We start from the raw sequence: 26,359 nt of genomic DNA, 5'->3' as shown, positions 1-26,359 counted from the left end.
ATGAAGTTCCCCATAACCAAAGGAATGTTAATACTTCTAGCTGCTGTCCTCATCTTCGTGCAGTTTCCAATGACAAATGCAATTGCATCAGGGAATGAAGCCGTCCAAATTAACAAGACAGTGAATCCTATTGCAATTATTGAGGGGGGAGAAGCTGAAGTAAGACTGGATGTTTCAGGTTCAGGAGATGTTAATTTTGTAAAGCCTAATGATATTATTTTGATCATTGACCGTTCTGGAAGTATGGTCTCCGGCGAAGACAAAATGACTAATGCTAAAAATGCGGCCAAAGGATTCATTGATTTGGTCGACTTTAGCAAGCACCGAATTGGTATTGTAGACTTCTCGAGTGATGTGAAATATAAAGGTCTATCGTCTGACCCAAATGATTTGAAAAACTACATTAATGGAATACAAGCAGGTGGTGGTACTAACACAAAAAGTTCTATTGAAAAGGCACGTGAGCTGTTAAGCAACCATAGAACTGATGCCCAGCCTGTAATCCTATTACTGACTGACGGTGAAGCTACAGAGCCAACTAATCCTGAAACTGCACGTGTTAAAGCGCTGGAACAAGCTGGACTTGCTAAAGATGAAGGAATTGTCTTTTATACAATTGCCCTATTAAAATCCAACGAAGATCCTGAAACTAGTGCCCCAAACCAATTGATGAAGGAGATGGCCACTACAGCTCATCACCATCATTTTGTACTAGGTTCAGTAGGACTTACCGAAATTTATAAGGCTATTGTTGACGAAATAGGGGTAGCAAGTGCCTATGATGTTTCGGTAACCGATACAATAGGACCGGAGTTCGAAATCGTACCTGATTCCTATACACATAATATCCCACAGCCTGTTATAAACGGAAATACTGTTACCTTTAAGTTTAATGAGCTAAAAGAGGAAACTCTTACCCTTACATATAAGATTAGACATAAGCCAGGATCTAGAGTTGGTAATCTGTCTGTAGGTGGGGCGAACATCAATGTCACCTATAAGGATTATGCAGGTTCTCAGCGTCAATTCACTGTAGCACATCCAACTATTAATGTTAAATACCCTGCACCGGAAATCACATCAATAGTTGAAAATAAGGGAGCAATTGTTGGTGGTGAAAATGTAATCATAAACGGTAAAAATTTTCTCCCAAATCCATCAGTTCTTTTCGGTAATACTCCTGCTACATCAGTCCAATATGTTGATTCTACGAAATTGATTGTAACAACGCCGAAGGGTACACAAGGAGAGGTAGTAGTCAAGGTAATAAATACAGATTCTCAATATGCTACTGCTTCTTATAGATATATCGCAAATCCTGTTGTAACTTCAATTCAACCGAATATCGGCCCCTTGGCAGGAGGAACAAAGGTCACAATCATCGGAGATTATTTCCTTCCGGGAGCGATTGTAAAATTTGGTGATTTGCCAGGAGAAGTTATTTCTGTTTCCCCGAAACAGATTGTTGTGACTACCCCTGCAGTTTCTGCAGCAGGCTCAGTTGATGTTACAATTGAAAATCCTGATGGGACATTCGTTGTTGTTCCGAATGGATATTCGTATGTACTTGCACCAGAAATTATAAGTGTAACACCTGCTAAAGGACTAACACTTGGTCAAGAAAAGATAAACATTAAAGGTAATAATTTTCTTAGTGGAGCAAAAGTTTATTTTAATAATACATTAATTTCGTCATCGGTAATTTCAGGTGGAATAATTGAAGCAACAACACCCACTTGGGCCGTTGCTGAAAATGTAAAAATTACGGTAGTAAATCCCGATGGACAAGAAACTGTTCTTAATCCTGGATATCAATATGTCTACCCGGCCCCATCTATCGTAAGTGTCACCCCAAACCAAGGGGAAGTTACGGGTAATCTTATGTTAGATATAAGAGGAGAATATTTTCAAAATGGGGCTAAAGTATTTTTTGATAATGTTGAACTAACTGGAGTTATTTTCTACTCCGGAACACAGCTCAAGGTAAGAACTCCAAGCTGGGCAGATCAAGATATTGTTGATGTTAAAGTAGTTAATCCGGACGCTCAAGCAGCAACTGTAACAGATGGATTTGCATATACCTTACCTGCAGCTCCCCAACTAACAGAAATAAGCCCGATTGAAGGGCCTTTAAGTGGCGGAACTAGTGTCAAGATAACAGGTAAGAATCTTGGATTAGTTACTAATGTCTATCTTGATAATGCAAATGTTCCAATTAAATCGAATAGTGGAACGGATATTATAATCACCACTTTAAAAGCAACAACTCCTGGCAAGGTAGATATCAAGGTAGTTGATAAATATGGTAGAGAGTCCATATTAGTAAAAGCTTTCGAATATCTTGCTCCGCCACCACCGCCATTGCCTACTATCGTTTCTGTTACTCCTAATGAGAGTGAAATGAAAGGCGGTATTACAGTAATTATAAAAGGAACTAACTTCGAGGGAACGTCAAAAGTATACATTAACAATATTGCGGCTCCAACCCTTTTTTATAGCAGCAAAGAACTTAGAGCAACTGTTCCAGCGTCGACTGTTAGTGGTACAGTTGATGTGAAAGTGGTTAATTTGAGTGGGGAAGAGGCTGTTGCAGCTGATGCGTTTACGTATCTTGCTCCACCACCAAAGGCAGCCCCAGTTATCTCTACTGTGACCCCGAGTGAAGGTGCGTTACAAGGAGGATATATAGTTAGGATTCTTGGTAGTAACTTTGACTCAACTGCAAAGCTTTACTTTAATGACTCTATTGTCCAATCAACGTATTATTCAAGTTCAGAAATTCGGTTGACGGTACCTCCTGCTCAGGTTGCTGGAACTGTCGATGTGAAGGTTGTCAATTCGGATGGCCAAGAATTCGTTGCAACAGATGCTTTTACCTATTTGGCCCCGCCACCTCCGCCAGCTCCAACAATTACTTCAGTAACACCAAATGAAGGGAAGATTGATGGCGGTTATTATATTATTGTTAAAGGATCTAATTTTTCTAGTACCTCTAAAATTCACATTGATAATCAACCAGTTTCAACTCTATATTATTCAACGAGTGAATTAAGAGGTTTAGTTCCAGCTTCGTCTATTGAAAAAGTGGTGGATGTTAAAGTTTTGAACTCGGATGGTCAGTCCGCAATCGCAGCAGGTGCATTCAAATATGTTGCACCACCACTTCCACCAGGTCCAACCATATCTTCCTTATCGCCAAATAATGGTGTGTTAACAGGAGGATATTATAGTTTCATTAATGGTGAAAACTTTAACACCACATCCAAAGTATACTTTAACGATTCTCTCGTAGGATCTACATTTTACTCAAAAACACAGCTTAGAGTGCTGGTTCCTGCCAACTCAGCGACTGGTCCAGTTACTGTAAAAGTTATAAATGGTGATGGTCAAGAAGCTGTTATGGTAAATGGTTTTACTTATTTAGCTCCACCTCCACCTACAGTTACTCAAATTACTCCAAATAATGGAGAAATGATAGGGGGATACTATATAGTCATAAAAGGTTCGAATTTCAATTCGACCTCTATGGTTTACATTAATAACGTAGCCTCTCAAACACTTTTTTATTCAACAAGTGAAATACGGGCTAAAGTGCCGCAGGCTTCACAACCTGGGATAGTAGATGTTAGAGTAGTGAATAGCGATGGTCAAGAAGTGACAGTGTCTGGAGGTTTTACTTATAATTCTCCTCCATTACCGCCTGCACCTGTCATTACTTCTATTACTCCTAATAAGGGTCAAATGACAGGTGGATATTACATCATTATCAAAGGGGCTAATTTTGATAGCGACACGAAAGTATGGCTAAATAATGTACAAGTTAATACATTATTTTATAGTATTAACGAAGTCAGAGGACTAGTTCCAGCATCTACTACAAGCGGCCCGATTGATGTTAAGGTAGTAAATAAAGATAGGCAATTTGCCGAGGCTGTAGGAGGCTTTGTTTATGAAGAACCCCCTAAAAAACCTGCTCCGACAATAACAAGTGTTACTCCTAATTCAGGTCCGTTGGGGGGAGGCTCCTTTATCTCAATCAAAGGGACTAATTTTGAAGGAGCTACAAAGGTGTATATTAATGATATTAGTGTTCAAACATTGTTTTATTCCACTGGAGAGGTTAGAGCTAGGGTTCCTGCGGGAACAGTTCCAGAGGCCGTTGACATAAAAGTTGTTAACAGTGATGGTCAGTTTGTAATTTTAGAAGACGGGTATACTTATAATTGAGTTACAAATAGGAGTAGGCGGGGACGCCTGCTCCTTATTTTCTGGAGGTTCTTATTATGATGAAGGGTTTGTCTCTATGTATGATAGTGAAAAACGAAGCGGATCTGATTGAAAAGACACTTCTTTCAGCGAATCCACTTGTTAAAGAAATGATAGTCGTAGATACTGGCTCAACCGACGGGACTCCTGAAATTGCTCGCAAGCTTGGTGCAAGAGTATCGTATAAGGAATGGAATGATAACTTTTCAGATCTAAGAAATTATTCGATTCAACTAGCGAGTCATCCTTTTATATTAATTTTGGATGCTGATGAGGTGATAGTGGATAGTAAACTTTGTGAGATGCAAGACTTGTTCCGATATTTAGAAAGTAACGAAGGTTCTGCAGGGGCTGTATCCATAATGAGTGAAACATTAACGGGCGATAAATCAATTTCGTCAATAACACGTATTTTCCCAAATGATGCCCGCTATCGCTACGAGGGTAGAATACACGAGCAGTTAACCTTCCATGGTAAACCTATTCATACAATAATTGATTCCCTGATCAAAATAAATCATATAGGATACACTCCTTTACAAATTAAGAAAAAAAACAAATATGACCGTAACAGGCAATTATTGATTAAAGAACTAAAAGAGCGTGATGATAAAAGTTATGTTTTATATCAAATCGGAAAAACTTACTACAGTCAAAAAGAATATACTCTTGCTAAACAGTATTTTCAAGAATGTGTTGAAATTGAAATCAATACCAACAGACGTATTTTTTTGAGTAATGCACTCTTGTTATTAGGATATTGTTGTATCTTCTTACGGAAATTTGACGAAATGCTGTTTTACTATAATTTGGCTATTGAAATTTACCCTGATTATACCGATTTATATTTTATGTACGGTGTTGGATTAATTGAAGTAAAAAATTTGAATGCATTTAAAGAAATACCGAACATTTTTAAACATTGTGTTGAGTTAGGTGAACCGTCATCTTTAAAATATGAGACGGTGAGAGGAGTCGGTTCTTTTAAAGCATTTTTCAATTTAGGCTTATATTATGAATTAACTAACAACCTAGATTTATCACGATATTACTACGAGTTAAGCAGTCAAAGTGGGTATGAACCGGCTCTAAAACGCTTGAAACACAACCTCTGAGAAAGGACCCGATAAGAATGAAGAATAAATCTGTGTCATTGTGTATGATAGTCAAAAATGAGGAAAAATGTTTAGAACGGTGTCTGAAAAGCGTACAAGGAAAAGTTGATGAGATAATTATTGTAGATACAGGTTCAAACGACTGCACAAAAGAGATTGCAAGGAAATATACTGATCAGGTTTATGATTTTGAATGGATAAATGATTTCTCAGCTGCAAGAAACTATTCTTTAAACTTTGCAACCTCTGACTATATTCTTCACATGGATGCTGACGAAATACTTGACGATCCAGAAAATGAACTTAAAAAAAATCTCGATAAGGATTTTTACTATATCCGTATTAAGAATGATCTCGGATCCGGTCAATACCTATCTCATCATTTTATTAGACTCTTTAAGAATTCTCCAGAAATACGATATCGTGGTGCCTTGCATGAACAAGTTTCATACGATCCCAATAATCATAAGTATGGTCATCTCTCGTTGGTAATCCTTCATGAAGGATATAAGACTCATATTGTGAATGAAAAGAACAAAATTCAGAGGAATTTGAACATTCTTATAAAAGCAATTAAAGAAGAACCCACAGCGTTTAATTATTATAATCTCGGGATGCAATACTTAATTGAAGAGAGGTATTCAGAGGCGCTAACTGCTTTAAAAAAGTCTTACTCACTTGGAAGTCATTTTGCTTTTTCTCAAAAAGTAGTGCTGGATATTATGAAATGTTTACAGTCATTAGGACAATACGAAGAAGCGATAAAAATAGGAGCTGATGCGGTTCTATTGTATAAAGAATACCCTGATTTTTGGTATCAAAAAGGTTTGACATATATGGAATGGGGCATGTATAAGGACGCAGAACTTTGTTTTCTGAAATGTCTAGAAATTGGTGAAGAGAACTCGCATATGTTAGTTCAGCACTATGACGGAACGGGGTCTTATTTAGCTCGTGCAAAATTGGCCGAAATTTGCTTGTATCTGGATAAGACGAATGAAGCATTAAATTACATTGTTTTAGCTGTAAAAGAATCGCCAGATACATTAGCCTTATTTGATATATTTTTGTCACTTTATCCAAACGCAAACAGTAAGGACTTGTTTAATACCATTAATAAATTATGGCCATTTTCAGTTCAAAGATATACTGAATTTGTGGGGTATTTGTATAAACAGAGAAATCCATTACTAAAAGAATTCATATCATATTTTAACATGGACGTCTATTACCCTGTTTCGACGTTAATTAATATTATTTCTGGAAACTATGAACAAGCAATATCCGAGTTAATGAATAAAATAGATGCATCGAAAGAAGAGGATCCCTTTTTAATTAATAATCTATTATTATTAATAATTTTAACTCGGAAATATGATTTAATGGACCGTTTCCGTATTAAAATGCAACTCTCATCCCAAGAATATAAATGGTTGAGAGAAATGGTTGTAGAGGGGAAAATATCAAAAGTACCAACAAGTAAAAAGTTGCTAACTCTTTGGAGGCAACTTGTCGTGGATTCAATTCAGTTTCAATATTATGTAATCTTAGATCAATTAATTAATTCAACGAATAACCCACAGCTAAGATTCATCATAGCAGAGAGCTTACAGTCGTTCGGTTTTAATGAACTAGCCCTAGAAGTATTAGTAGAAAGCAATCACAGGGAACTTAACCGAAAAATATTTATAACTGCTGCTAAATCACTAAGAGCACTGGGACATCCTGATGATGCACTTTATTATTTTAAAAGGGCTGAGCAAATTAAAGTTGATTATACGATATTGTTTGAACAATGGAGAACTATTAGTGAGTTAGATAAACAAGGCGAAATTGAGCTTCTAGAAAAAATAGAAAGACTTTATCCAATGTCTAATTGGGCGTCACAATTGAAAAGCGGGGTCAATTTTGAATAAGAATGGTGGACTTTGAATGATAGCAGCTTTAAGACAGAGAGAACTGTTAAATAGACTTGAAAGAGTAAATTTAGCTAAACCGCAAAAATTAGAAAAACGCTCAAAAAAAAATCGAAATAGGAAGCCAAGCGTTACTTATGTTATGACTCATGTTAGTATTTGCGGTGGAGTAAAAATTATTTTCGAACACACAAATCGATTGAAAGAGTTAGGATGGGAAGTTTATGTAATTTCACACTTTCCTAAACCGGACTGGTATCCTATATATGCTGATTATCGTCAAGTACCTTTTGGAATTGAACTAGCACAAGGAATTCCTCAATGTGACGTTATTGTAGCAACTTATTGGGATCATATCCAGGCATGTATTGAAACTGGTATTGCTCCTGTAGTTTATTTTGAGCAAGGTGATGAGCATCTATTCCATATTGAACGTTTATCAGAAGAAATACGCTCTTTTGTTAAAGTTCAATTTGATTTGCCGCAATTTGTCATGACTGTTTCAAACCAAGCATCTTTATTAATTAAAAATAATTATGAACGAGAAGCTATTGTTATACCTAACGCAATTGATCATGGTATTTTTAAGCCAATAGATCACCCTTCCTCTAATAATCAAAAATATATCTTAATGATGGGAAACGAAAATATTTCATTTAAAGGTATTCCTACGATCGTTAAAGCGTTTAGTAAAATAAATGAAAAATATCCTGATCTGAAGCTATATTGGATTAATCCAAAGGAACCAAGTGAAGGGTGGAAATGTGTTGCGGATAAAATTTTTGTTAACCCAAAACAGTTAGAGATCGCAGAGCTATTCAGAAATGCACTTTTTTATGTATCGGCTTCAGAATATGAAACGTTCTCATTACCTGTTTTAGAAGCAATGTCTTCTGGTTGCCCCGTTATTTCCACGGATAATAGCGGTGTATTAGAATATGGAATTAATAACTTCAATATATTGTTGACTCGATTCGGTGATATTGATGATTTAGTCGTTAAAATGCAAACCCTTATAGAAGATAATGAATTGCGCAAAAAGCTAATGTTCAATGGTTTAAAAACTGCTCAGCAGTATGACTGGAAGAATATTATTTCCCATTTAGATACTTTCTTGCAACATGTTTCAGAATATGATTTGGAAAATTCGTCCGGTGAATGGGAGATAAAGGCTGATATTGGTGCCTTTATTGATAATGATGGCTACTTAAAGTTCAAGCAAGCTTTAAATCAAGTGCCTGATGATAGAGTTTACTTGCCCGTAATTTATAACTGGTTGGAGGATCATCCTATTATAAGATGGGAATTGGCTGCTTGTCGAAAAAACCGAAATAATGGAAGCTTTGTTAGAGTTTTTGCGCCCTTAATAGGTAATGTTAATGCATTGGATGCTATTTATTTGGGGAAAGGAATTAATTATCTTTTATCGAAATCCTACGACCTAGCAATCGATTTTTTTACTGGTGCTTACTCGACCTCAGATGAAACATGGAAACCAGTAATCTTAAAATGGTTAATACTTTGTTTAATTGAACAGGAACGTGATGCCGAGGCTGTCCAACTTCTTTCAGATGCCATTAAGTTATACCCTCATAATACTGATCTACTTTATTTAAATCTCCAGATCAATCTACTTAACGGCTATCATGATAGTAATAAACTGATAACTAGTATCCAGATTATAGGAGATGCAATTGATCAAAATGAGTGTTTTTATAATTTATCTCAAAAAGTAAAAATATAATATAACAAGGTGGAAAGAGTATGACTAATCAGTATGATGAAAAATATTATAGTGGAAACAGCAACTATTCTTCTTATCAATATGATACACGGTTTATTCAATGGGCTTACGATATAAAAAAATATCTCAATCCAAAAACATTATTGGATGTAGGGTGTGCCAAGGGATACTTAGTTCGTTCGTTACGATTACTTGGCGTTAATGCCAAAGGAGTTGACATAAGTAGTTATGCGATCGAAAATGCGGATGAACTAGCTAAGGAGTATGTGAGATGTTCAAGTGCAACAAGCATTCCATTTAATGAGAAATTTGAATTAGTTGTAGCTTTTGATATTTTGGAACATATTCCAGAACCTGAAGTGTTTACTGCAATTGATGAATTAGCGCGTCTTGGGGACACAGTATTTTTAAAGATGCCTCATTTTTATGACCCTTGGGATTTAGATGAGACACATGTAACCTTATACCCCAAATCATGGTGGAATGAAGAGTTTGTAAAAAGAGGTTTTGAGGTTATAACAGATCACGAGATACTGAAGAAATTTAATTATATGGGCGGAATGCTGTATTCAAAGATTCCGCTTAATAATAACTTTTTAGAACCTACTGTTTCTGTTTCGGCAACTAGAGAAGAAGTGATTCTCTTTGAAAAATGCAAATATATGGATATATTCTAGTGAGGAGAAAAGATATGAATATTTGGATAGCGGCATTAGATGCTCATGGAAATGGTGGTATTACAACTCATATAAAGGCTTTGACGCGACAACTAATTGAGATAGGCCACAATGTCGAATGGGTAACCCCAAATGGCGAAATTACAGAGCACTTATCTAATATTGTAATCAATACAAATCAACAACTTTTTAATCGGTATCCCAATAATTTATCAGTAGACATTATAGAAACTTGGGCAGTACGGTTAGAGATGAATTTTCGTCTAAAACTTAGTGAAGCAACGCCCGATATCGTCCATTGCCATGACGTTATTACATACCAACAAATAAAAGTTTTAGCAGAGGAACGTAATATTCCTATTATTTTGACTGTTCATGGCCACGTTCCTGATGAAGAGGTAAATCACGGCCATATTGAATATAATTCAATAGAGTACAGATATTGGAGAAAATGCGAGTGGTTCGCATTAAAAGAATTGGATACAGTGGTTAGTGTCGGAGAAGAGCTAGTCGACTATCTAAAAGGTATAAATGATCGAGCCAATATTGTACACATCCCGAATTTTTTACATCACAGTTTTTCAGAAATTACATTAAGTGATGTACGAAAACAGTTGTCAGTAAGAGAAGATCAAATATTGCTTTTTTCCCCAAGCCGATTTGAATTAATAAAAGGAATAGAGTATTTACTAGATGCTATGTTATTGTTGCCGAACAACTATTCACTTTTATTGATTGATAATGGAAAAACTAAATTGCAAGAAGAGATTGAAAAACGTAATCTTCAAAGCCGAATAAAAGTTATTCAACCTGTATCGAATGAAGTCATGTCATCTTTATATGCTGCGGCAGACTTATGTGTGATTCCATCAATAAAAAAAGGAACGCATACTGAAACTTCATCTTTCACAGCGATTGAATCATTTACTATGGGGACACCAGTGGTTGCTAGCGAAGTGGGCGGTCTTAAGGAAGTGGTGGGACAGTGGGGAAGGTTAGTTCCGATGCAAAATAGTAATGCTTTAGTTGAGGGGATATTAGAGATTTTTAGTTCCAACGAGAGAACTAATGAATACCGAGATCTAGCATATGAAAGATCAAAAACATTTGCAGCAAGGAATGTGGTACCAAAATTGCTTTCTTGCTATGAAGCAACAATTACTAATTACCAGAAAAAGCATGTTACACCTTTTATACTTTATGGGTTTAGTGCTAAAGTATTAAAAATGATATTCTTAACTATCTTGAATGATACTAATCAGATTAAAGAAATTTTAGACTTCTCAAAGGTTAGATTTGGTGTTGGTTATCGACAGAATTTGTACGAATCTTATAGTATCGTAATTAACCTCATTAAAGATCACTATCCAGATTTACACCAGGCCGGAGTGAATATTAAGAACGAACTTCTGGAGTATTTATCTAAAAGATAAATATAGAATGGTTTTAATCAATGTTCCGGGAAGAATGTATATCAACTAAGACAATTGGAAACAGAGATAATCGAATTATGACATTATCCAAAGTTTCAACGATAGTTGTTCTGGGTAGTTCAAAGATTAGAAACTTTACTGCCCTTTAATTTGCTTTTTCGACATAAAATTACAAATTCCTTACAGTAAAACCTTTTCCTTGGCAATTGACACTGGATAACCTTGGGTGGTATAGTCAGACGTGTGGGGCTTGGTTACAAGGATCACACTCTTATTTGATAATGAAGGGAATGTTAGTGCATGCAAGGTAAAGTAAAATGGTTCAACGCAGAAAAAGGCTACGGTTTCATCGAAACTGAAGAAGGCGGCGACGTATTCGTACACTTCTCCGCGATCCAAGCTGAAGGCTTCAAAACGCTGGAAGAAGGCCAATCCGTCGAGTTCGAAATCGTTGAAGGCGCACGTGGTCCACAAGCCGCTAACGTAATCAAACTGTAATCATCCCGGCACAGCCGACCTACATATGAACGGTACGATGGTTAACAATTAAAGATTCGCTAGCAATTCCCCGGGGAAACCCGGGGTTTTCTTATGATATTCTGTCTACTTGAATGTGCGTCGATAGACGTTTTTCTTATGTTATAATTTCGTAAAATGAATGAGTTCGCAAACGAATGAGGTGACCTCCCTTGCACAACCTTCGGCCTTGGCTGCGCTGGCTGCCGGCGATCGCAATGATGGCGATTCTTTTTGGGTTTTCTTCGCAGTCTTATGAGGAGCAGTCGCTGGTGCCGGAAATTGAGAAGAGCACCTCGGACCAGTGGATTGAGAATCGATTCGGCGGGATCCGGTTCAGCTATGGTGACTATGAAATCAGTGTGGACAGTGTGGGCGGGGCGAGCTTCATCGAGTTTTTTATTCGCAAAGCGGCGCATTTCGGCAGTTATGCTTTACTGGCGGCATTCCTGGTTTACGCCTTAGGCGGTTGTGGGCGCTCCAATCGGCGACTGCTCTTCGCGATCCTGATCGCGTTCCTCTATGCCTGCACGGATGAGCTGCACCAGAGCTTTACGCCGGGGCGGACGGCGATGGTGCAGGACGTGCTGCTGGATACGATCGGGGCGGCATGCGGCGCGGCGTTCACGATTTTGTTGAAATCCCGGTGGAGAACCGGGAAGCGTCGCCGGGCTTGAAAACGCGGGGAATTTGCCGGCCGTCTGCATGTCTTTTTACGGATGTCGCGATGGTTTACAGCCCTTTAACACTTTTTACTTTGCCTTTACGTCATGGTATAATAAAGGTGCAAAGCAAAGGAGGAGTGCCCTATGAATTTTAGTATTCGAGGACAGCAGATTGAAGTGACTGAGGCCTTGCGTGACTACGTAGACAAGAAGCTCAGCCGGCTAGACAAGTACTTTGATGCACCCCCTACCTCAGACGGTACTGTCACGTTAAGTGTGGTACGAGGCTTGCACGCGGTCGAGGTAACGATTCCTTTGACCGGCGTTGTGCTCCGTGCGGAAGACCGCAGCGACGACATGTACGCATCCATTGATGCGGTTGTGGACAAGCTTGAACGTCAAATCCGCAAGCACAAAACGAAAATCAACCGTAAGCTGCGCCAGAAGGGCGTGAAGAACAGCCTCTTTGTAGAGGACGCGACCACAGGCTCCGTTGCGCTGGATGAAGGCGAGGAAGAGCTGGAAGTGGTTCGCACGAAACGTTTTACCTTGAAGCCGATGGACGTAGAGGAAGCGATTTTGCAAATGAATATGGTAGGACACAACTTCTTCGTTTTCTCGAACATCGACACCAAGGAAGTTAACGTCGTCTACAAGCGCAATGACGGCAAATACGGTTTGATTGAACAGGATTAACCCCCTGCACTCCGTGCAATCATGGCAAGTTGTTTCAAACTAGGTGGTAATTCCTGTGATACTAACGCAAAGGAAACGAGCCTTATCCGCCCGCGGATAGGGCTCTTTATTCGTATACAAAGGCGCTTTACCGCAATGCAGACGTGACGGAGCGTGTTGCGGCGTGCCTTACAAACTGTTACAATTTAGGCAAATCATCTGTTTATGCGTGAAAGGGGTAAATCATGCTGGGATTAGTAAAGAAGATATTTGGCGACACGAATGAACGTGATGTCAAACGTCTGATGAAGACGGTCGATTATATTAATTCATTAGAACCGCAATTTGAGGCGCTTTCGGACGAGCAGTTAAAAGGGAAAACCGCCGAGTTCCGGGAACGGATCGAGAAAGGCGAGACGCTGGATGAGCTGTTGCCAGAAGCTTTTGCCACAGTACGGGAAGCTTCGAAACGCACGCTGGGGATGCGTCACTTTGATGTGCAGCTGATCGGCGGGATGGCGCTTCACGAAGGTAAGATTGCGGAGATGAAAACCGGTGAAGGGAAGACGCTGGTCGGAACCCTGCCGGTTTATTTGAATGCGCTCCTGGGGAAAGGTGTGCATGTCGTTACCGTCAACGACTATTTGGCACAACGCGATAGCCAGCAGATGGGGCAGATTTACAACTTCCTCGGCATGACGGTTGGGGTGAACCTCAACGGCATGGAGCATGAGCAGAAACAAGAAGCTTACGCTTGCGACATCACGTATGGCACGAACAACGAATTTGGGTTTGACTACCTGCGCGACAACATGGTGCTCTACAAAGAACAGATGGTACAGCGGCCGCTGTATTATTGCATTATTGATGAAGTGGACTCCATTTTGATCGATGAAGCGCGGACACCGCTCATTATATCCGGCCAAGCTCAGAAATCCACCGAGCTGTATTATGCAGCTGATCGTTTCGTGAAGACGCTGACGCCGGAGGAAGATTATACCGTTGATATTAAAGTAAAGGCCGTTTCGCTGACCGAAAAAGGGGTCGCTAAAGCGGAACGCGCTTTTGGCATTGATAACTTGTACGATCATAAACACGTTACTCTGAACCACCACGTGGTGCAGGCACTTAAAGCGAACGTTATCATGCGCCGCGACGTCGATTACGTTGTGACCGATGATGAGGTGCTGATCGTCGACGAATTTACCGGCCGGATCATGCAAGGTCGCCGTTACAGTGACGGACTGCACCAGGCGATCGAAGCCAAAGAAGGCATCGAGGTACAGAACGAAAGCATGACGCTGGCGACGATTACGTTCCAGAACTACTTCCGGATGTATCGCAAGCTGGCCGGGATGACCGGTACAGCGAAGACCGAGGAAGAAGAGTTCAAGAAAATCTACGGCCTCGAAGTGCTGCAAGTGCCGACCAACCGGCCGAACCGTCGTATCGACTTGCCGGACGTCGTTTACAAGAGCGTTGAAGGCAAGTTCAAGGCGGTTGTCGAAGAAATCGTTAAGCGCCATAAGAAAAAACAACCGGTGCTCGTCGGTACGATCTCGATCGAGAACTCCGAACGCGTATCCGAGATGCTGAAGCGCAAAGGCATCCCGCACAAGGTGCTGAACGCGAAATACCATGCGGAGGAAGCCGAAATTATCTCTCACGCAGGGGAACCGGGTTCCGTGACGATCGCTACCAACATGGCGGGCCGCGGTACCGACATTTTGCTTGGCGAAGGCGTGGCCGAATTAGGTGGCCTGCATATCATAGGTACCGAACGCCACGAATCGCGCCGGATCGATAACCAGTTGCGCGGTCGTGCCGGTCGTCAAGGCGACCCCGGCTCCACGCAATTCTACCTGTCGCTGGGCGATGAACTGATGAAGCGGTTTGGCGCGGACAACGTGCTGAACATGATGGAGCGCTTGGGCTTCGAGGAAGACCAACCAATCGAGAGCAAGATGATCACCCGCGCGATTGAGTCGGCGCAAAAACGCGTAGAAGGCAACAACTTCGACGTGCGCAAAGTCGTCCTGCAATATGACGACGTTATGAACCAACAGCGTGAAATTATCTATAAACAGCGCCGCGAGCTGCTGGAATCGGAGAACATTAAGCAAATCGTTCTCGATATGATCAAGCCGGTCATCGAACGGGTGGTTGAAGCCCATACCGCTGACGAGCTGCCGGAGAACTGGGAACTGCAAGAGATTGCCGATTACGTCAACAGCAAGCTGCTGGACGAAGGCGCCATTACGAAAGACGATCTGTGGGGCAAAGAGCCGAATGAGATGGTCGAGTATATTTTTGAACGCGTCCTGACGAAATACAACGCTCGCGAAGAAGCGATTGGTCCGGAAATGGTACGGGAGTTCGAGAAGGTTATCGCTCTCCGTGCGGTCGACAGCAAATGGATGGACCATATCGACGCGATGGATCAGCTGCGTCAAGGCATTCATCTTCGTGCATACGGCGGTACCGATCCGCTGCGCGAATACCAATTTGAAGGCTATGAGATGTTCAACGCGATGATCGCCAGCATTCAGGAGGAAGTCGCGACGTACATCATGAAGGCGCAGATCGAAACGAACCAGGAACGCCAAGCGGTCGTGGATGAGAACAAAATCACCACGAGCGGCGAGCCGGCAGAGAAACGCCCAGTCAAACGTGGCGAAACGATCGGCCGCAACGACTTGTGCCCATGCGGCAGCGGCAAGAAGTATAAACACTGCCACGGCCAAAACGCGTAATGTCGGCATAAGCTGGGTGCGGCGGGGAGCCTGAGGATTTCCTTAGGCTGCCCGCTTTTTGCTCCGTTTGGAGGGAAAACCTGTTCTCGGCCGCAGCGGCCGCGCCGATGTTGGTTCATCCGAGGTAGCCACCTCGACGTTGGTTCAGCCACAGGCGAAATAGGGGTAAAAAAGGGCCTTATTTTGCTTTTTTGGGCGGATGTCTGGTAAATAAGGGAGTTTTTTGGCCTTATTTTTGCAGACTATGGCTCAAAACAGGGTTTTTCCAGGTTTAGGAATGAAATAAAGGTAGATTTTGGCCTTATTTTTTGAAATTCGGTGCCCGGGAGTTGAATAAGGGTACAAAAGGGCGTTACCTTTAAACCAAAGTGGCAGCTACAAATAAACTTTTACAAAGAAAGGTGATCTACTGTATGATCGATGCGAACGTGAAACAAGACATGCGCGAAATCGCAAAGAAATTAACTAACCTTAGGGGGTCTCTTTGACTTAGATCTGAAGCAAGAGATGATCGCCAACTATGAGGAGAAAATGGCGGCACCGGATTTCTGGGACGACAATGAGAAAGCTCAAGGGATTATCGCGGAGATGAATGCGGTGAAATCCCAGGTGGACCAGTATACGGCGCTGCAGAACGAATACGATGAGCTGGAAATGATGGCGGAGCTCGCCGAGGAAGAAGGCGATGAATCGCTGGCTGCGGAGGTTGCAGACTCCGTAGAGAAGCTCGTGAAGAAGTTGGAGGAGTTCGAGCTCCAGCTGCTGCTGAACCAGCCGTACGACAAAATGAACGCGATTCTCGAGTTGCATCCTGGCGCAGGCGGCACCGAGTCCCAGGACTGGGGCCAAATGCTGCTGCGGATGTATACTCGCTGGGCGGAGAAACGCGGCTTTAAGGTCGAGACGCTGGACTACCTGCCGGGCGACGAAGCCGGGATCAAGAGCGTTACGCTGTTGATCAAAGGCTACAACGCCTACGGCTACCTGAAGGCGGAGAAGGGCGTTCACCGGCTGGTGCGGATCTCGCCGTTTGACGCTTCCGGACGCCGTCATACGTCGTTCGTCTCCTGTGACGTCGTGCCGGAGATCAGCGATGACGTGGAGATCGAAATCCGTAATGAGGATTTAAAAATCGATACGTACCGCGCCAGCGGTGCCGGCGGTCAGCACATCAACACGACCGACTCGGCCGTGCGGATTACCCACATCCCGACCGGGATCGTGGTGACCTGCCAGAACGAACGCTCACAGATCAAGAACCGAGAACGGGCGATGACGATGCTCCGCTCCAAGCTGTACGAACGCAAGATCGAGGAGCAACAACGCGAGTTGGATGAGATCCGCGGCGAGCAATCGGATATCGCCTGGGGCAGCCAAATCCGCTCGTACGTGTTCCACCCGTACAGCATGGTGAAGGATCACCGGACGAACGTGGAGACGGGGAATGTCGGCGCGGTGATGGACGGGGATCTGGACGCTTTTATCGACGGTTATCTGCGCAGCCAGATTAAGACGGAGAGCTAATCAGCGGGACGGGAGCGCCTTGATGTGCCTTCCCGCCCGAGCCGCTACTAAATACGACCCACCTTGGCCACGTTTGGTACGGGTGGGTTTTTCTATTTTTACATATTTCATGAAATGCAAGTAAGGAGGGGAAGCAATGCCGCCGAAAGTTCGCAAACGCCGATTTCAAGACTATATTCCGGTCACCGGTCCGATACGCCATACGCTGGATACGTTGATGATTATCGTAGGCTCGCTGATCACTGCCTTGGCGTTTAATTTGTTTTTGGTCCCCAGTCATATCGCCTCGGGCGGTGTCTCGGGGTTATCTATCATCGTTCAGTCGCAATTTGGAATCGAACCAGCCTACACCCAATGGGCCCTGAACATCCCGCTGTTCATCGCAGGCTACGTGCTGCTCGGGCGGGACTACTCCATCCGTTCTCTGCTGGGCACGGTGGTGCTGCCGTTCTTCGTCTTTTTGACACGGGACATTCCCGTACCAACGACAGATCCGTTGCTGGCTTCGTTATATGGAGGCATCGGGGTGGGGATAGGACTCGGTATTGTGTTCCGAGGCCGGGGATCCACCGGCGGGCTGTCCACCTTGGCGCAAATTATTCAAAAATACAGCGGCCTCAGCCTCTCCGTTTGCGTTGTGATGATGGACGGGATTGTGATTGTGTTGGCGTTATTTTTGCTGACCCCGGAAAAAGCGCTCTATGCCCTGATCGGACTGTACATCACCGGTAAAATCATCGATGCCATCGAGCTGGGCTTCAATTACACGAAGGTCGCTTACATTATTGCCGACCGGACGGAGGAGATCTCGCAGGCTGTGCTCACTCACCTGGACCGGGGGCTGACTAAGCTGGACGGTCACGGCGGGTACACCGGCGATGCGCGGACCGTGCTGATGGTCGTTGTAGGGCAGAGCGAAGTCACCCGGCTCAAGACCTTGGTGCAGACGCTGGATCCCAATGCCTTTGTCATCATCACGAATGCACATGAGGTATTGGGGGAAGGGTTTAAGAGAGCATAGAGAGATGCCGCGTAATCCATAAGTGGGACAAGTAGCTTGATCTACCTGACCGTCCTTATGGATTTTTTTATTTTTAAAATGAAATTTTACATAAACAATACCGTTAAGGAAAATATAGATTTTTCATCCTATTCTAGGAATTTATGTTTGGACAAGCGGTACTGTGAGTGGTAGCCTTTAAGCATCAGGCCTGATAGTTATTATTTCTCATAGGAGGAATTCTTTTGAAACGATTTATTGGCATCATTGCACTTGTGATTGGTATTATAACTGGCTCAATTACATATCCCGCGTCCACCCACGCGGCATCTCAATTTACGGGTGGATTATTGGACGGGATTTTGATAGAGATTGGAGCTTCGGTTGGGCAATCGACGACTACGGTTGCAGAAATGACAGATGGCGATGTGTCGACAAGAGGAATACTTAGTACATCAAATGTAGCATGGCATTCCTTTTCTTCCCCAGTAGAAATTTCTTCTGTCGTGCTGAAGAGTAGTGGGGCAGGAATCATTGAATTTTATGATAATCAAAATAGCCTGCTGCAAAGATATAATGTTATAAGCAATGATGGGATTCAAACCCTTCCAACTCCAGTACAGAATGTTACGACTGTTGTTTTAAAAGGTGCATCAAGCAATATCAATGTGTACGAGTGGAATGTATTTACGGTCCCTTCCGTGCCACCAACAGCGACGACCATCAATTGGATCCAGGCCGGGGATCAAATTGTAAAATTGGATTGGGATCATACAGGAGCTGCCTCTTATAATGTAAAACGTTCAACATCCGCTGGCGGCCCTTACACCTTACTGGCGAACATTAAAGGAACAACGTATGTAGATCAAGCCGTCACCAATGGAACGACCTATTATTATGTAGTTAGTGCGGTCAATGAGGCGGGGGAAAGCAGCGATTCGTCTGAAAAAAGTGCTAAACCGAATACAACCAAATATACGGGCGGATTGTTAGATGGGTTATTAATCGAAGCGGGTAATACAGTTGGGACTCCAACGAGAACAACACGTGAAATAACGGACAACAATACGGGGACGAGATTCGTTTTAACTACTGGGGGAGTGGCTTGGTATACATTTACTTCACCGGTAGAAATCAATTCTGTGATTGTGAATAGCAGCAACGTTTTGGCTGTTGAGTTCTACGATGCCAATAATAACTTGCTGCAGAAATATGATCTTATCAAAAATGACGGAATTCAAACGCTCCCGACCCCAGTACAGGATGTGACGACGGTTGTTTTAAAGAACGGATCAAGCAGTAACGTTTCTGTGTATGAATGGAATGTATTTACAAACCCTTCAGCACCGCCACTTGTGACAACCATCAACTGGATCCAGGGCGGAGATCAGATTGTAAAATTGGAATGGGATAACACAGGAGCTGCCTCCTATAATGTAAAGCGTTCGACATCCCCCGGCGGCCCATACAGCTTACTGGCGAATGTTAAAGGCACAACATATGTAGATCGAGCCGTAACCAATGGAACGACCTACTATTATGTAGTCAGCGCGGTGAATGAGGCTGGGGAAAGCGGCAATTCAGCGGAAAAAAGCATCAAACCGGATGCAACCAAATATACGGGTGGATTGTTGGATGGATTGTTAATTCAAGCGGGTAATACGGTAGGGACCCCGACGAGTACCGTGCGTGAGTTGACAGACAATAATACAAGTTCGAGATTCGTCTTAACTACCAAGGGAGTAGCTTGGTATACATTTTCTTCGCCGGTGGAAATCGATTCGGTGATCGCAAATGGCAATAACCTGGCTATTGAGTTTTATGACGCTAATAATAACCTGCTGCAGCAATACACAATTATCAATAAAGACCAGGTTGAAACCCTTCCTACCCCTATCCAAAACGTTACGACCGTTGTACTTAAAAACGTAGGTACAAGTAATATAAGTGTCTACGAATGGAACGTCTTTGGCAAAGGCGGAGAACCTACCGATGTACCAATGAATTTGACAGCATCGGCAGGGAATAAAAAAGTTGTTTTGAATTGGGTAAGCTCTGGCAGTAATGTAACGAGTTATATTGTGAAACGCTCTCTGGTTCCTGGCGGGCCGTATACGGCTATTGCCACAGTGCCGGGGAACACAACAACTTATACGGACACTAATGTTGTAAATGGCACGACATATTATTATGTCGTCTCTGCGGTTGGAACGGCAGGTGAAAGCGCCAATTCTAACGAGGCATTTGCTACACCCAAAGCCGATGTAGTTACTCCTCCTGGGCAGACTGGAGAGCGGGCGCTGCTTCGGATTACTTTAAACAACGGCATTGAGAAAGAGTACGACCTGTCTATGGCAGAGGTAAACGACTTCATTAATTGGTACGAAGGCCGGGCAAATGGAGTTGGAACGGTGATGTATGCCTTTGATAAGCACAACAATAATAAGGGGCCGTTCAAAAGTCGCAAAGACTACGTATTTTTTGATAAAATTATTACTTTTGAAGTGAATGGATACGATGTCAGTACGAGCGGGCCGGAGGAGGATGGGGAATACCCTGCTCCATATCCAGAAGAATATTAATAACGTTAGAAAGCACGGGTTGAAGTAAACACTTCAGCCCGTGCTTTTTTTCATGGTTCGGACCAACCCATCATAGATAGACTGCTCGTTTTTTTGTGGATACCGTTCGCCCCGCTCCCAGATCAGCTCAAATGACTCGAATTGGTGATGCGGCGGTACCTGCGGTCCTAAAACGCCAAATACCCGCTCCACGCTCCAAATTTGCGACTCATGGGCGGCCAGGGCTTGGCGTTTGGCTTCCCAACGGTTGCCGGCCGCCACGCGCAGCACGCTGGAATGATCCGAAGTATACGATCCCAGTTGGTTATAATACAATTTCTGCACGGTAGGCGCTTGGCCGCCAAAAACGACATCGTTTACGGCGTGATGGATGACGATATGATCCGGGTGTCCGGATAGGCCGTCTTCCGGGAACGTCACGACGACCTCCGCCTGATGGCGCCACAAGAAGTCGGCAATCTTCTCCCGCAGCATCGCCGGGTCCGCCTCCTTCAGCTTGCCGTCCGGCAGCCCCAGCTGCTCGACAACGGAGATGCCAAGGATCTCGGCGGCTTTGGCCAACTCCTGATCCCTGCGGGCAGCTAACTGTTCGCGTGTCAATTCCCCTAAGCGACCGGTTTTACCCGCGTCTCCCCGGGTGGCGGTCAGCAGCACCGCCTTGCCTCCTTCATCGGCGATTTGCCGGATTAAATAAGAACACCCAAATGTTTCATCATCGGGATGAGCGTATACGAATGCGATCGTTTTTTCGTTCGACATGGTGCTTCTCCTCCTTTTAGTGCGGTACATGAGCACCTTCTAAATATACCTGATTCAGCCCCTGCATAAAAGTTGGGCGGCCAAAGAGAGGCCTGAGATGGGAGGGGAAATTTTTTGTGAGAGTTGTTGTATTTATATAAGTTCAGACGTATAATAATACATATTTATAACGGATTTATGCATATTGTTGATTTCATAGGTTTGATTCATCGGGAGAGGAAGCGAGGTTAGCATTGTGAACGGGGAGAAAATAAAAGTAGCCATCGTCGGTTCCACGGGGTATGGGGGCGTGGAGCTGATTCGTTTTTTATGGGGACATCCGCATGTCGAGATCGCTTCGGTGATTTCCGTTTCCAGCGCGGGAGAGCCCTTAACGGACGGGTTCCCGCATTTATCCGAGATCATCGTTCAGCCGCTGGACGGCTTGAATCCGGAGGAGCTTGCGACGAAGGTCGATGTGGTATTTACCGCAACGCCATCCGGGGTCAGCACGAAGCTGGTGCCGCAGCTGCTGGAGGTTGGACTGAAGGTTATTGATTTGTCCGGTGATTTTCGGCTCAAAGACGGCCGTGAATACGAGGCTTGGTATAAACATGAGGCTCCGGCAGCAGCGTTGCTTGAGCAGGCGGTGTATGGCTTGGCGGAGATTTACGGCGATGAGGTGAAAGGCAAGGAGTTCGTCTCCAACCCGGGCTGCTATCCAACCGCTACGCTGCTTGGTCTGATCCCGGCGCTGAGTGCAGGCTGGATTGATCCGGGCAGCATCATCATCGATGCCAAGTCGGGTGTATCCGGCGCGGGCCGGGGCATGAACCTGACAAACCATTACGCGGAAATCAATGAAAATATGAAAGTATATAAGGTCAACAAGCACCAGCACATCCCAGAGATCGAGCAAACCTTAGGGAAAATCACCGGTGAACCGGTCACGGTGACGTTCACGACGCACCTGACGCCGATGACGCGGGGGATTATGTGCACGATGTACGCCACGTTGAAGGGCGCCTATACAGAGGAAGATTTGATCCAGCTGTACCGTCAATATTACGAAGGACGTCCGTTCGTCCGCATCCGGGACAAAGGCAAGTGGCCGGCGACCAAGGAAGTGTTCGGCTCGAACTTTTGCGACATCGGCTTTGCGGCGGATGCACGTACAGGTCGGCTGACGATCGTGTCCGTCATTGATAATTTGGTCAAAGGCGCGGCGGGGCAAGCGATTCAGAATTTGAACCTGATGATGGGCTGGGAGGAAACGACCGGCTTGAAGTTCACACCGGTTTACCCATAGGGAGATATCAACTTATTTAGGCTTGTGAAAGGAGTACGTCATGGGAGTGGTTAGTTTATTTCGTGCAGCGCCGGAGGGGAGCATCACCACGCCAAAAGGCTTTCAGGCCGGCGGGCTGCATTGCGGTCTGAAGAAAACGACCCGCAACGATCTCGGCGCAATCCTCTGCGAGGTGCCGGCGGTAGCCGCCGCTGTTTATACGACGAACGTCTTCCAGGCGGCACCGCTGAAAGTGACGCGTGAGAGCGTCGCGTCCAGCGGGCAGCGGCTGCGGGCCGTCGTCGTCAACAGCGGCAACGCCAACGCGTGCACCGGCGCGCAAGGCGAAGCCGACGCGTACGCGATGCGCGCTGCGGCGGCGGAGGCGTTTGGGCTCGGCGAACACGAAGTCGCCGTAGCCTCCACCGGCGTCATCGGCGAGCTATTGCCGATGGACCGCGTCCGCGCCGGCATCGCTGGATTGCCGGCGGCGGTGGCAGCGAACGGCGAGGGGGCCGAGCAGTTCTGCCAGGCGATTTTGACCACGGACCTCGTGAAGAAAGAGGTGTGCGTGAAGCTTGACGTGGACGGCCGCGAGGTGACGATCGCGGGGGCTGCCAAGGGCTCGGGCATGATCCACCCGAACATGGCCACGATGCTGGCGTTCGTCACGACCGACGCCGCGATTGAGCCACAGGCGCTGCAAAGCCTGCTCGGGCAAACGACCAACGTGACGTTTAACATGATCACCGTTGATGGCGATACGAGCACGAACGATATGCTGCTGGCGATGGCGAGCGGGTTGGCCGGCAATCGGGAGCTATCCCCCGGACACGCCGATTGGGACGCGTTCGCTGCGGCGTTCCGCCACGTGTGCGAGACGTTGGCCAAGGCGATCGCCCGCGACGGGGAAGGAGCAACCCGCCTCGTTGAGGTCACGGTCCAAGGCGCCGTGAGCGACAACTCGGCTCGCGCGATCGCGAAGACGATCGTTGGCTCGAGCCTCGTGAAGTCGGCGGTGTTTGGCGCCGACGCCAACTGGGGCCGCATCATCGCTGCGGTCGGCCGTGCGGGAGAGCCGGTCAACCCAGAGACGGTGGACATCAAGCTGGGGGACATCGTCGTGTTGGAGGGCTCGCGTCCGGTTCCTTTCGATGAGGATGTGGCGCTTGCTTACCTGAAAGGCGACACGATCAACATCTCCGTTGACCTGCATAACGGCCAAGGCGAAGCCACCGCCTGGGGCTGCGATTTGACCTATGACTACGTCCGGATTAACGCGGCTTATCGCACTTAATTTGAATTCATATCCTAAATCATTTATCAGATGAGATGAACTCCGGAAAGGAGCAGGCAGACTAATGTTTGTGATGAAATGTGGCGGCAGCACGCTCGCGGAGCTGCCGAATTCTTTTTTTGCCGACTTGGTGAAGCTGCAAAAAGAAGGGGCAAACCCGGTGATCGTCCATGGCGGCGGCCCAGCCATTTCGGAGAACCTCGGTAAGCTGGGGATTGAGAGCACGTTCGTCGACGGACTGCGTTATACGACGGATGAAGTCCTGGACGTCGTGGAAATGGTGCTGGCCGGCAGTATTAATAAGTTGATCGTGCGCCGCATCGCTCAGAATGGCGGGAAAGCGCTGGGCTTATCCGGTGTGGACGGCAGTTTGCTGCAGGCGAAGCCGGTTGCGAACAGCAAGGAAGTCGGATTCGTTGGGGATGTGACGGGTGTTAACGCGGATTTGATCCGCGGCGTACTGGATCTCGGCTACATTCCGGTCATTGCGCCCGTTGGTATTGATGCCAGCGGAGCACAACGTTATAACATCAACGCGGACACGGCCGCAGGAGCGGTTGCTTCGGCATTGGGTGTTTCACGTATGATCGTCGTCACCGATGTGCCCGGAATTTTGAAAATGACCGGAACCGAAAGAAAAGTACTCGATTCCATTACCGTACAGCAAATCGAGGATATGATTTCGACCGGGGAAATTTACGGCGGAATGATCCCGAAGGTGCGCGCCGCCGTGGCTTGCATCAGCGGCAGTGTCAAGGAAGCAGTGATTGTAGGCGGCAACGAGCCGGGCGTACTCGGAAAAGTGCTGTCCGGGGAACGCATCGGTACCCGAATCGTGCGGATGGCGTAGCGAAGCGGATGTCGGAAGGTTATATTAGTAATTAAGTAGATGGGAGTGGAAAAAACGATGGCGCAAAGTGATCTGAAAGAAGCAACAACGGCTCCGGGCACCGGAGCAAACGCCGTAGCAGCTGCGGCGGAAGGGAGCAGCCCCAGCGCGTTGTTCCCAAGTTATGCCCGGTACCCGATTCATTTGGTTAAAGGGAAAGGCAGCTGGCTGTGGGACGACAAAGGCAACCGCTACCTTGATTTCATGAGCGGTCTTGCGGTCGCCAACCTGGGGCATGCCCCGGAGAAGGTGGCGGCCAAGGTGAAGGCTCAGCTGGATGAGCTCTGGCATGTGAGCAACCTGTTCCATATTCCGCAGCAGGAAGCTGCAGCGCGGAAGCTGACGGAGATTAGCTGCGCGGACGTCGTTTTCTTCTGCAACAGCGGCGCCGAAGCAAACGAAGCGGCGATCAAGCTGGCGCGGCGCTACCATCAAAAGGTGAAAGGAACGAACCGCTTCGAGATGATTACGTTCAACCAATCCTTCCATGGGCGGACGTTGGCTACGCTGACCGCGACCGGCCAGCAGAAGGTCAAGGACGGTTTTCTACCGCTTCCTGAAGGCTTCAAGTCCGTACCTCTGCATGACCTGCCAGCACTGAAAGCAGCGATCGGCCCGCAAACGGCGGCAGTGATGCTGGAAATGGTGCAAGCCGAAGGCGGTGTGTACCCGGTGGAGCCGGCGTTCGTGCAAGAGCTGTCTGAGCTGTGCAAGGCAGAGGGGCTGCTGCTCATCATCGACGAGGTCCAAACCGGCATGGGCCGTACGGGCAAATGGTTTGCGCATCAGCATTACGGCATCGAGCCGGATATTTTTACATTGGCGAAAGGGATTGCCAGCGGCTTGCCGGCTGGGGCCATGCTGGCCAAAGAGTATTTACGCGAAGCGTTTCCTCCGGGCAGCCATGCGTCTACATTTGGCGGCAATCCGATCGTCACGTCGGCAATCATTGCCACGCTGGAGACGATGCAGGAGGAGCGGATTCCGGAACATGCCGCGGAGATGGGCGAATATTTGACGGGCCTCCTGAAGGAGACATTTAAGGACGAGCCGTTCGTCCAAGAAGTGCGCGGCAAAGGCTTGCTGATCGGCATTGGGTGCGCCGGACCGGTGGGCGACATCGTACTGCTCGGACAACAACATGGACTGCTGTTCGTCACCGCCGGCCCTGAGGTCATTCGGCTGTTGCCGAACCTCAAGGTGTCGAAGGAAGAGATCGACCAGGCCGTAGCGATTTTGGCAGACGTCATCGCCGCTTATACTTCCAAGGAGGGGAACTAA

General features: G+C 45.6%; 18 protein-coding genes. 17 read left to right on the top strand and 1 reads right to left on the bottom strand.

Features of this window, described 5'->3' with window-relative positions:
• The 13 genes from NSQ80_RS19205 to NSQ80_RS19145 all read left to right on the top strand — a co-directional run bounded on the left by NSQ80_RS19205 (window position 1) and on the right by NSQ80_RS19145 (window position 20,866).
• A complete protein-coding gene (locus NSQ80_RS19205; protein WP_339300434.1) occupies window positions 1-4,227 on the top strand; it encodes an IPT/TIG domain-containing protein in 4,227 nt (1,408 codons plus the stop codon).
• Window positions 4,228-4,283: 56 nt separating this feature from the next.
• A complete protein-coding gene (locus NSQ80_RS19200; protein ID WP_339300432.1) occupies window positions 4,284-5,381 on the top strand; it encodes a glycosyltransferase in 1,098 nt (365 codons plus the stop codon).
• A 17-nt stretch (window positions 5,382-5,398) separates the two neighbouring features.
• A complete protein-coding gene (locus NSQ80_RS19195; protein WP_339300431.1) occupies window positions 5,399-7,297 on the top strand; it encodes a glycosyltransferase in 1,899 nt (632 codons plus the stop codon).
• A 16-nt stretch (window positions 7,298-7,313) separates the two neighbouring features.
• Complete coding sequence (locus NSQ80_RS19190; protein WP_339300429.1) at window positions 7,314-9,041, top strand: glycosyltransferase family 4 protein; 1,728 nt, start codon at window positions 7,314-7,316, stop codon at window positions 9,039-9,041.
• A gap of 20 nt (window positions 9,042-9,061) precedes the next feature.
• Window positions 9,062-9,718, top strand: a complete 657-nt coding sequence (locus tag NSQ80_RS19185) for a class I SAM-dependent methyltransferase (protein WP_339300427.1) — start codon at window positions 9,062-9,064, stop codon at window positions 9,716-9,718.
• A 14-nt stretch (window positions 9,719-9,732) separates the two neighbouring features.
• Window positions 9,733-11,151, top strand: a complete 1,419-nt coding sequence (locus tag NSQ80_RS19180) for a glycosyltransferase family 4 protein (protein ID WP_339300425.1) — start codon at window positions 9,733-9,735, stop codon at window positions 11,149-11,151.
• Between the two features lie 300 nt (window positions 11,152-11,451).
• Complete coding sequence (locus tag NSQ80_RS19175; protein ID WP_009225364.1) at window positions 11,452-11,649, top strand: cold shock domain-containing protein; 198 nt, start codon at window positions 11,452-11,454, stop codon at window positions 11,647-11,649.
• Between the two features lie 191 nt (window positions 11,650-11,840).
• Window positions 11,841-12,344, top strand: coding sequence for a VanZ family protein (locus NSQ80_RS19170; RefSeq protein WP_339300423.1), 504 nt, complete (start codon window positions 11,841-11,843; stop codon window positions 12,342-12,344).
• 132 nt (window positions 12,345-12,476) lie between these two features.
• Window positions 12,477-13,028, top strand: coding sequence for a ribosome-associated translation inhibitor RaiA (gene raiA / locus NSQ80_RS19165; protein WP_009225366.1), 552 nt, complete (start codon window positions 12,477-12,479; stop codon window positions 13,026-13,028).
• 224 nt (window positions 13,029-13,252) lie between these two features.
• Window positions 13,253-15,760 carry a preprotein translocase subunit SecA gene (secA, locus tag NSQ80_RS19160; protein ID WP_339300421.1) on the top strand — a complete coding sequence of 836 codons (2,508 nt, stop codon included), beginning with the start codon at window positions 13,253-13,255 and terminating at the stop codon, window positions 15,758-15,760.
• A 413-nt stretch (window positions 15,761-16,173) separates the two neighbouring features.
• Window positions 16,174-17,284 (top strand): peptide chain release factor 2 gene (prfB, locus tag NSQ80_RS19155; protein ID WP_339300419.1). Its coding sequence is split into 2 segments (ribosomal slippage): window positions 16,174-16,245 and window positions 16,247-17,284, totalling 1,110 coding nucleotides; the frame shifts between segments, so codons are not numbered across the junction.
• Window positions 17,285-17,420: 136 nt separating this feature from the next.
• On the top strand, window positions 17,421-18,305 hold the full coding sequence (locus NSQ80_RS19150) for a YitT family protein (protein WP_260071087.1): 885 nt from the start codon (window positions 17,421-17,423) through the stop codon (window positions 18,303-18,305).
• A gap of 224 nt (window positions 18,306-18,529) precedes the next feature.
• Window positions 18,530-20,866, top strand: coding sequence for a fibronectin type III domain-containing protein (locus tag NSQ80_RS19145; RefSeq protein WP_339300417.1), 2,337 nt, complete (start codon window positions 18,530-18,532; stop codon window positions 20,864-20,866).
• 33 nt (window positions 20,867-20,899) lie between these two features.
• On the opposite strand, the gene NSQ80_RS19140 is transcribed toward NSQ80_RS19145, so the two are convergent.
• Complete coding sequence (locus NSQ80_RS19140) at window positions 20,900-21,625, bottom strand: PIG-L family deacetylase (protein ID WP_339300415.1); 726 nt, start codon at window positions 21,623-21,625, stop codon at window positions 20,900-20,902.
• Between the two features lie 232 nt (window positions 21,626-21,857).
• Here NSQ80_RS19140 and argC point away from each other — a divergent pair, with 232 nt between their 5' ends.
• The 4 genes from argC to NSQ80_RS19120 all read left to right on the top strand — a co-directional run bounded on the left by argC (window position 21,858) and on the right by NSQ80_RS19120 (window position 26,359).
• Window positions 21,858-22,913 (top strand): N-acetyl-gamma-glutamyl-phosphate reductase, encoded by a 1,056-nt coding sequence (gene argC / locus NSQ80_RS19135; RefSeq protein ID WP_323079143.1) that lies wholly within the window; start codon window positions 21,858-21,860, stop codon window positions 22,911-22,913.
• A gap of 40 nt (window positions 22,914-22,953) precedes the next feature.
• Window positions 22,954-24,189: a bifunctional glutamate N-acetyltransferase/amino-acid acetyltransferase ArgJ gene (argJ, locus tag NSQ80_RS19130; protein ID WP_339300414.1), complete on the top strand. Its 1,236-nt coding sequence runs from the start codon at window positions 22,954-22,956 to the stop codon at window positions 24,187-24,189.
• Between the two features lie 64 nt (window positions 24,190-24,253).
• The gene (gene argB, locus NSQ80_RS19125; protein WP_009225373.1) at window positions 24,254-25,039 is read left to right on the top strand and encodes an acetylglutamate kinase; all 786 of its coding nucleotides are present in this window, start codon (window positions 24,254-24,256) and stop codon (window positions 25,037-25,039) included.
• Between the two features lie 57 nt (window positions 25,040-25,096).
• A complete protein-coding gene (locus tag NSQ80_RS19120) occupies window positions 25,097-26,359 on the top strand; it encodes an aspartate aminotransferase family protein (protein ID WP_323077924.1) in 1,263 nt (420 codons plus the stop codon).

Origin of the sequence: Paenibacillus sp. FSL K6-2441 (assembly GCF_037964765.1) — a bacterium.
Classification (GTDB): Bacteria; Bacillota; Bacilli; order Paenibacillales; family Paenibacillaceae; genus Fontibacillus; species Fontibacillus phoenicis.
Note: the sequence above shows the minus strand (reverse complement) of the source record. Positions and strands in the feature narration are given on the sequence as shown.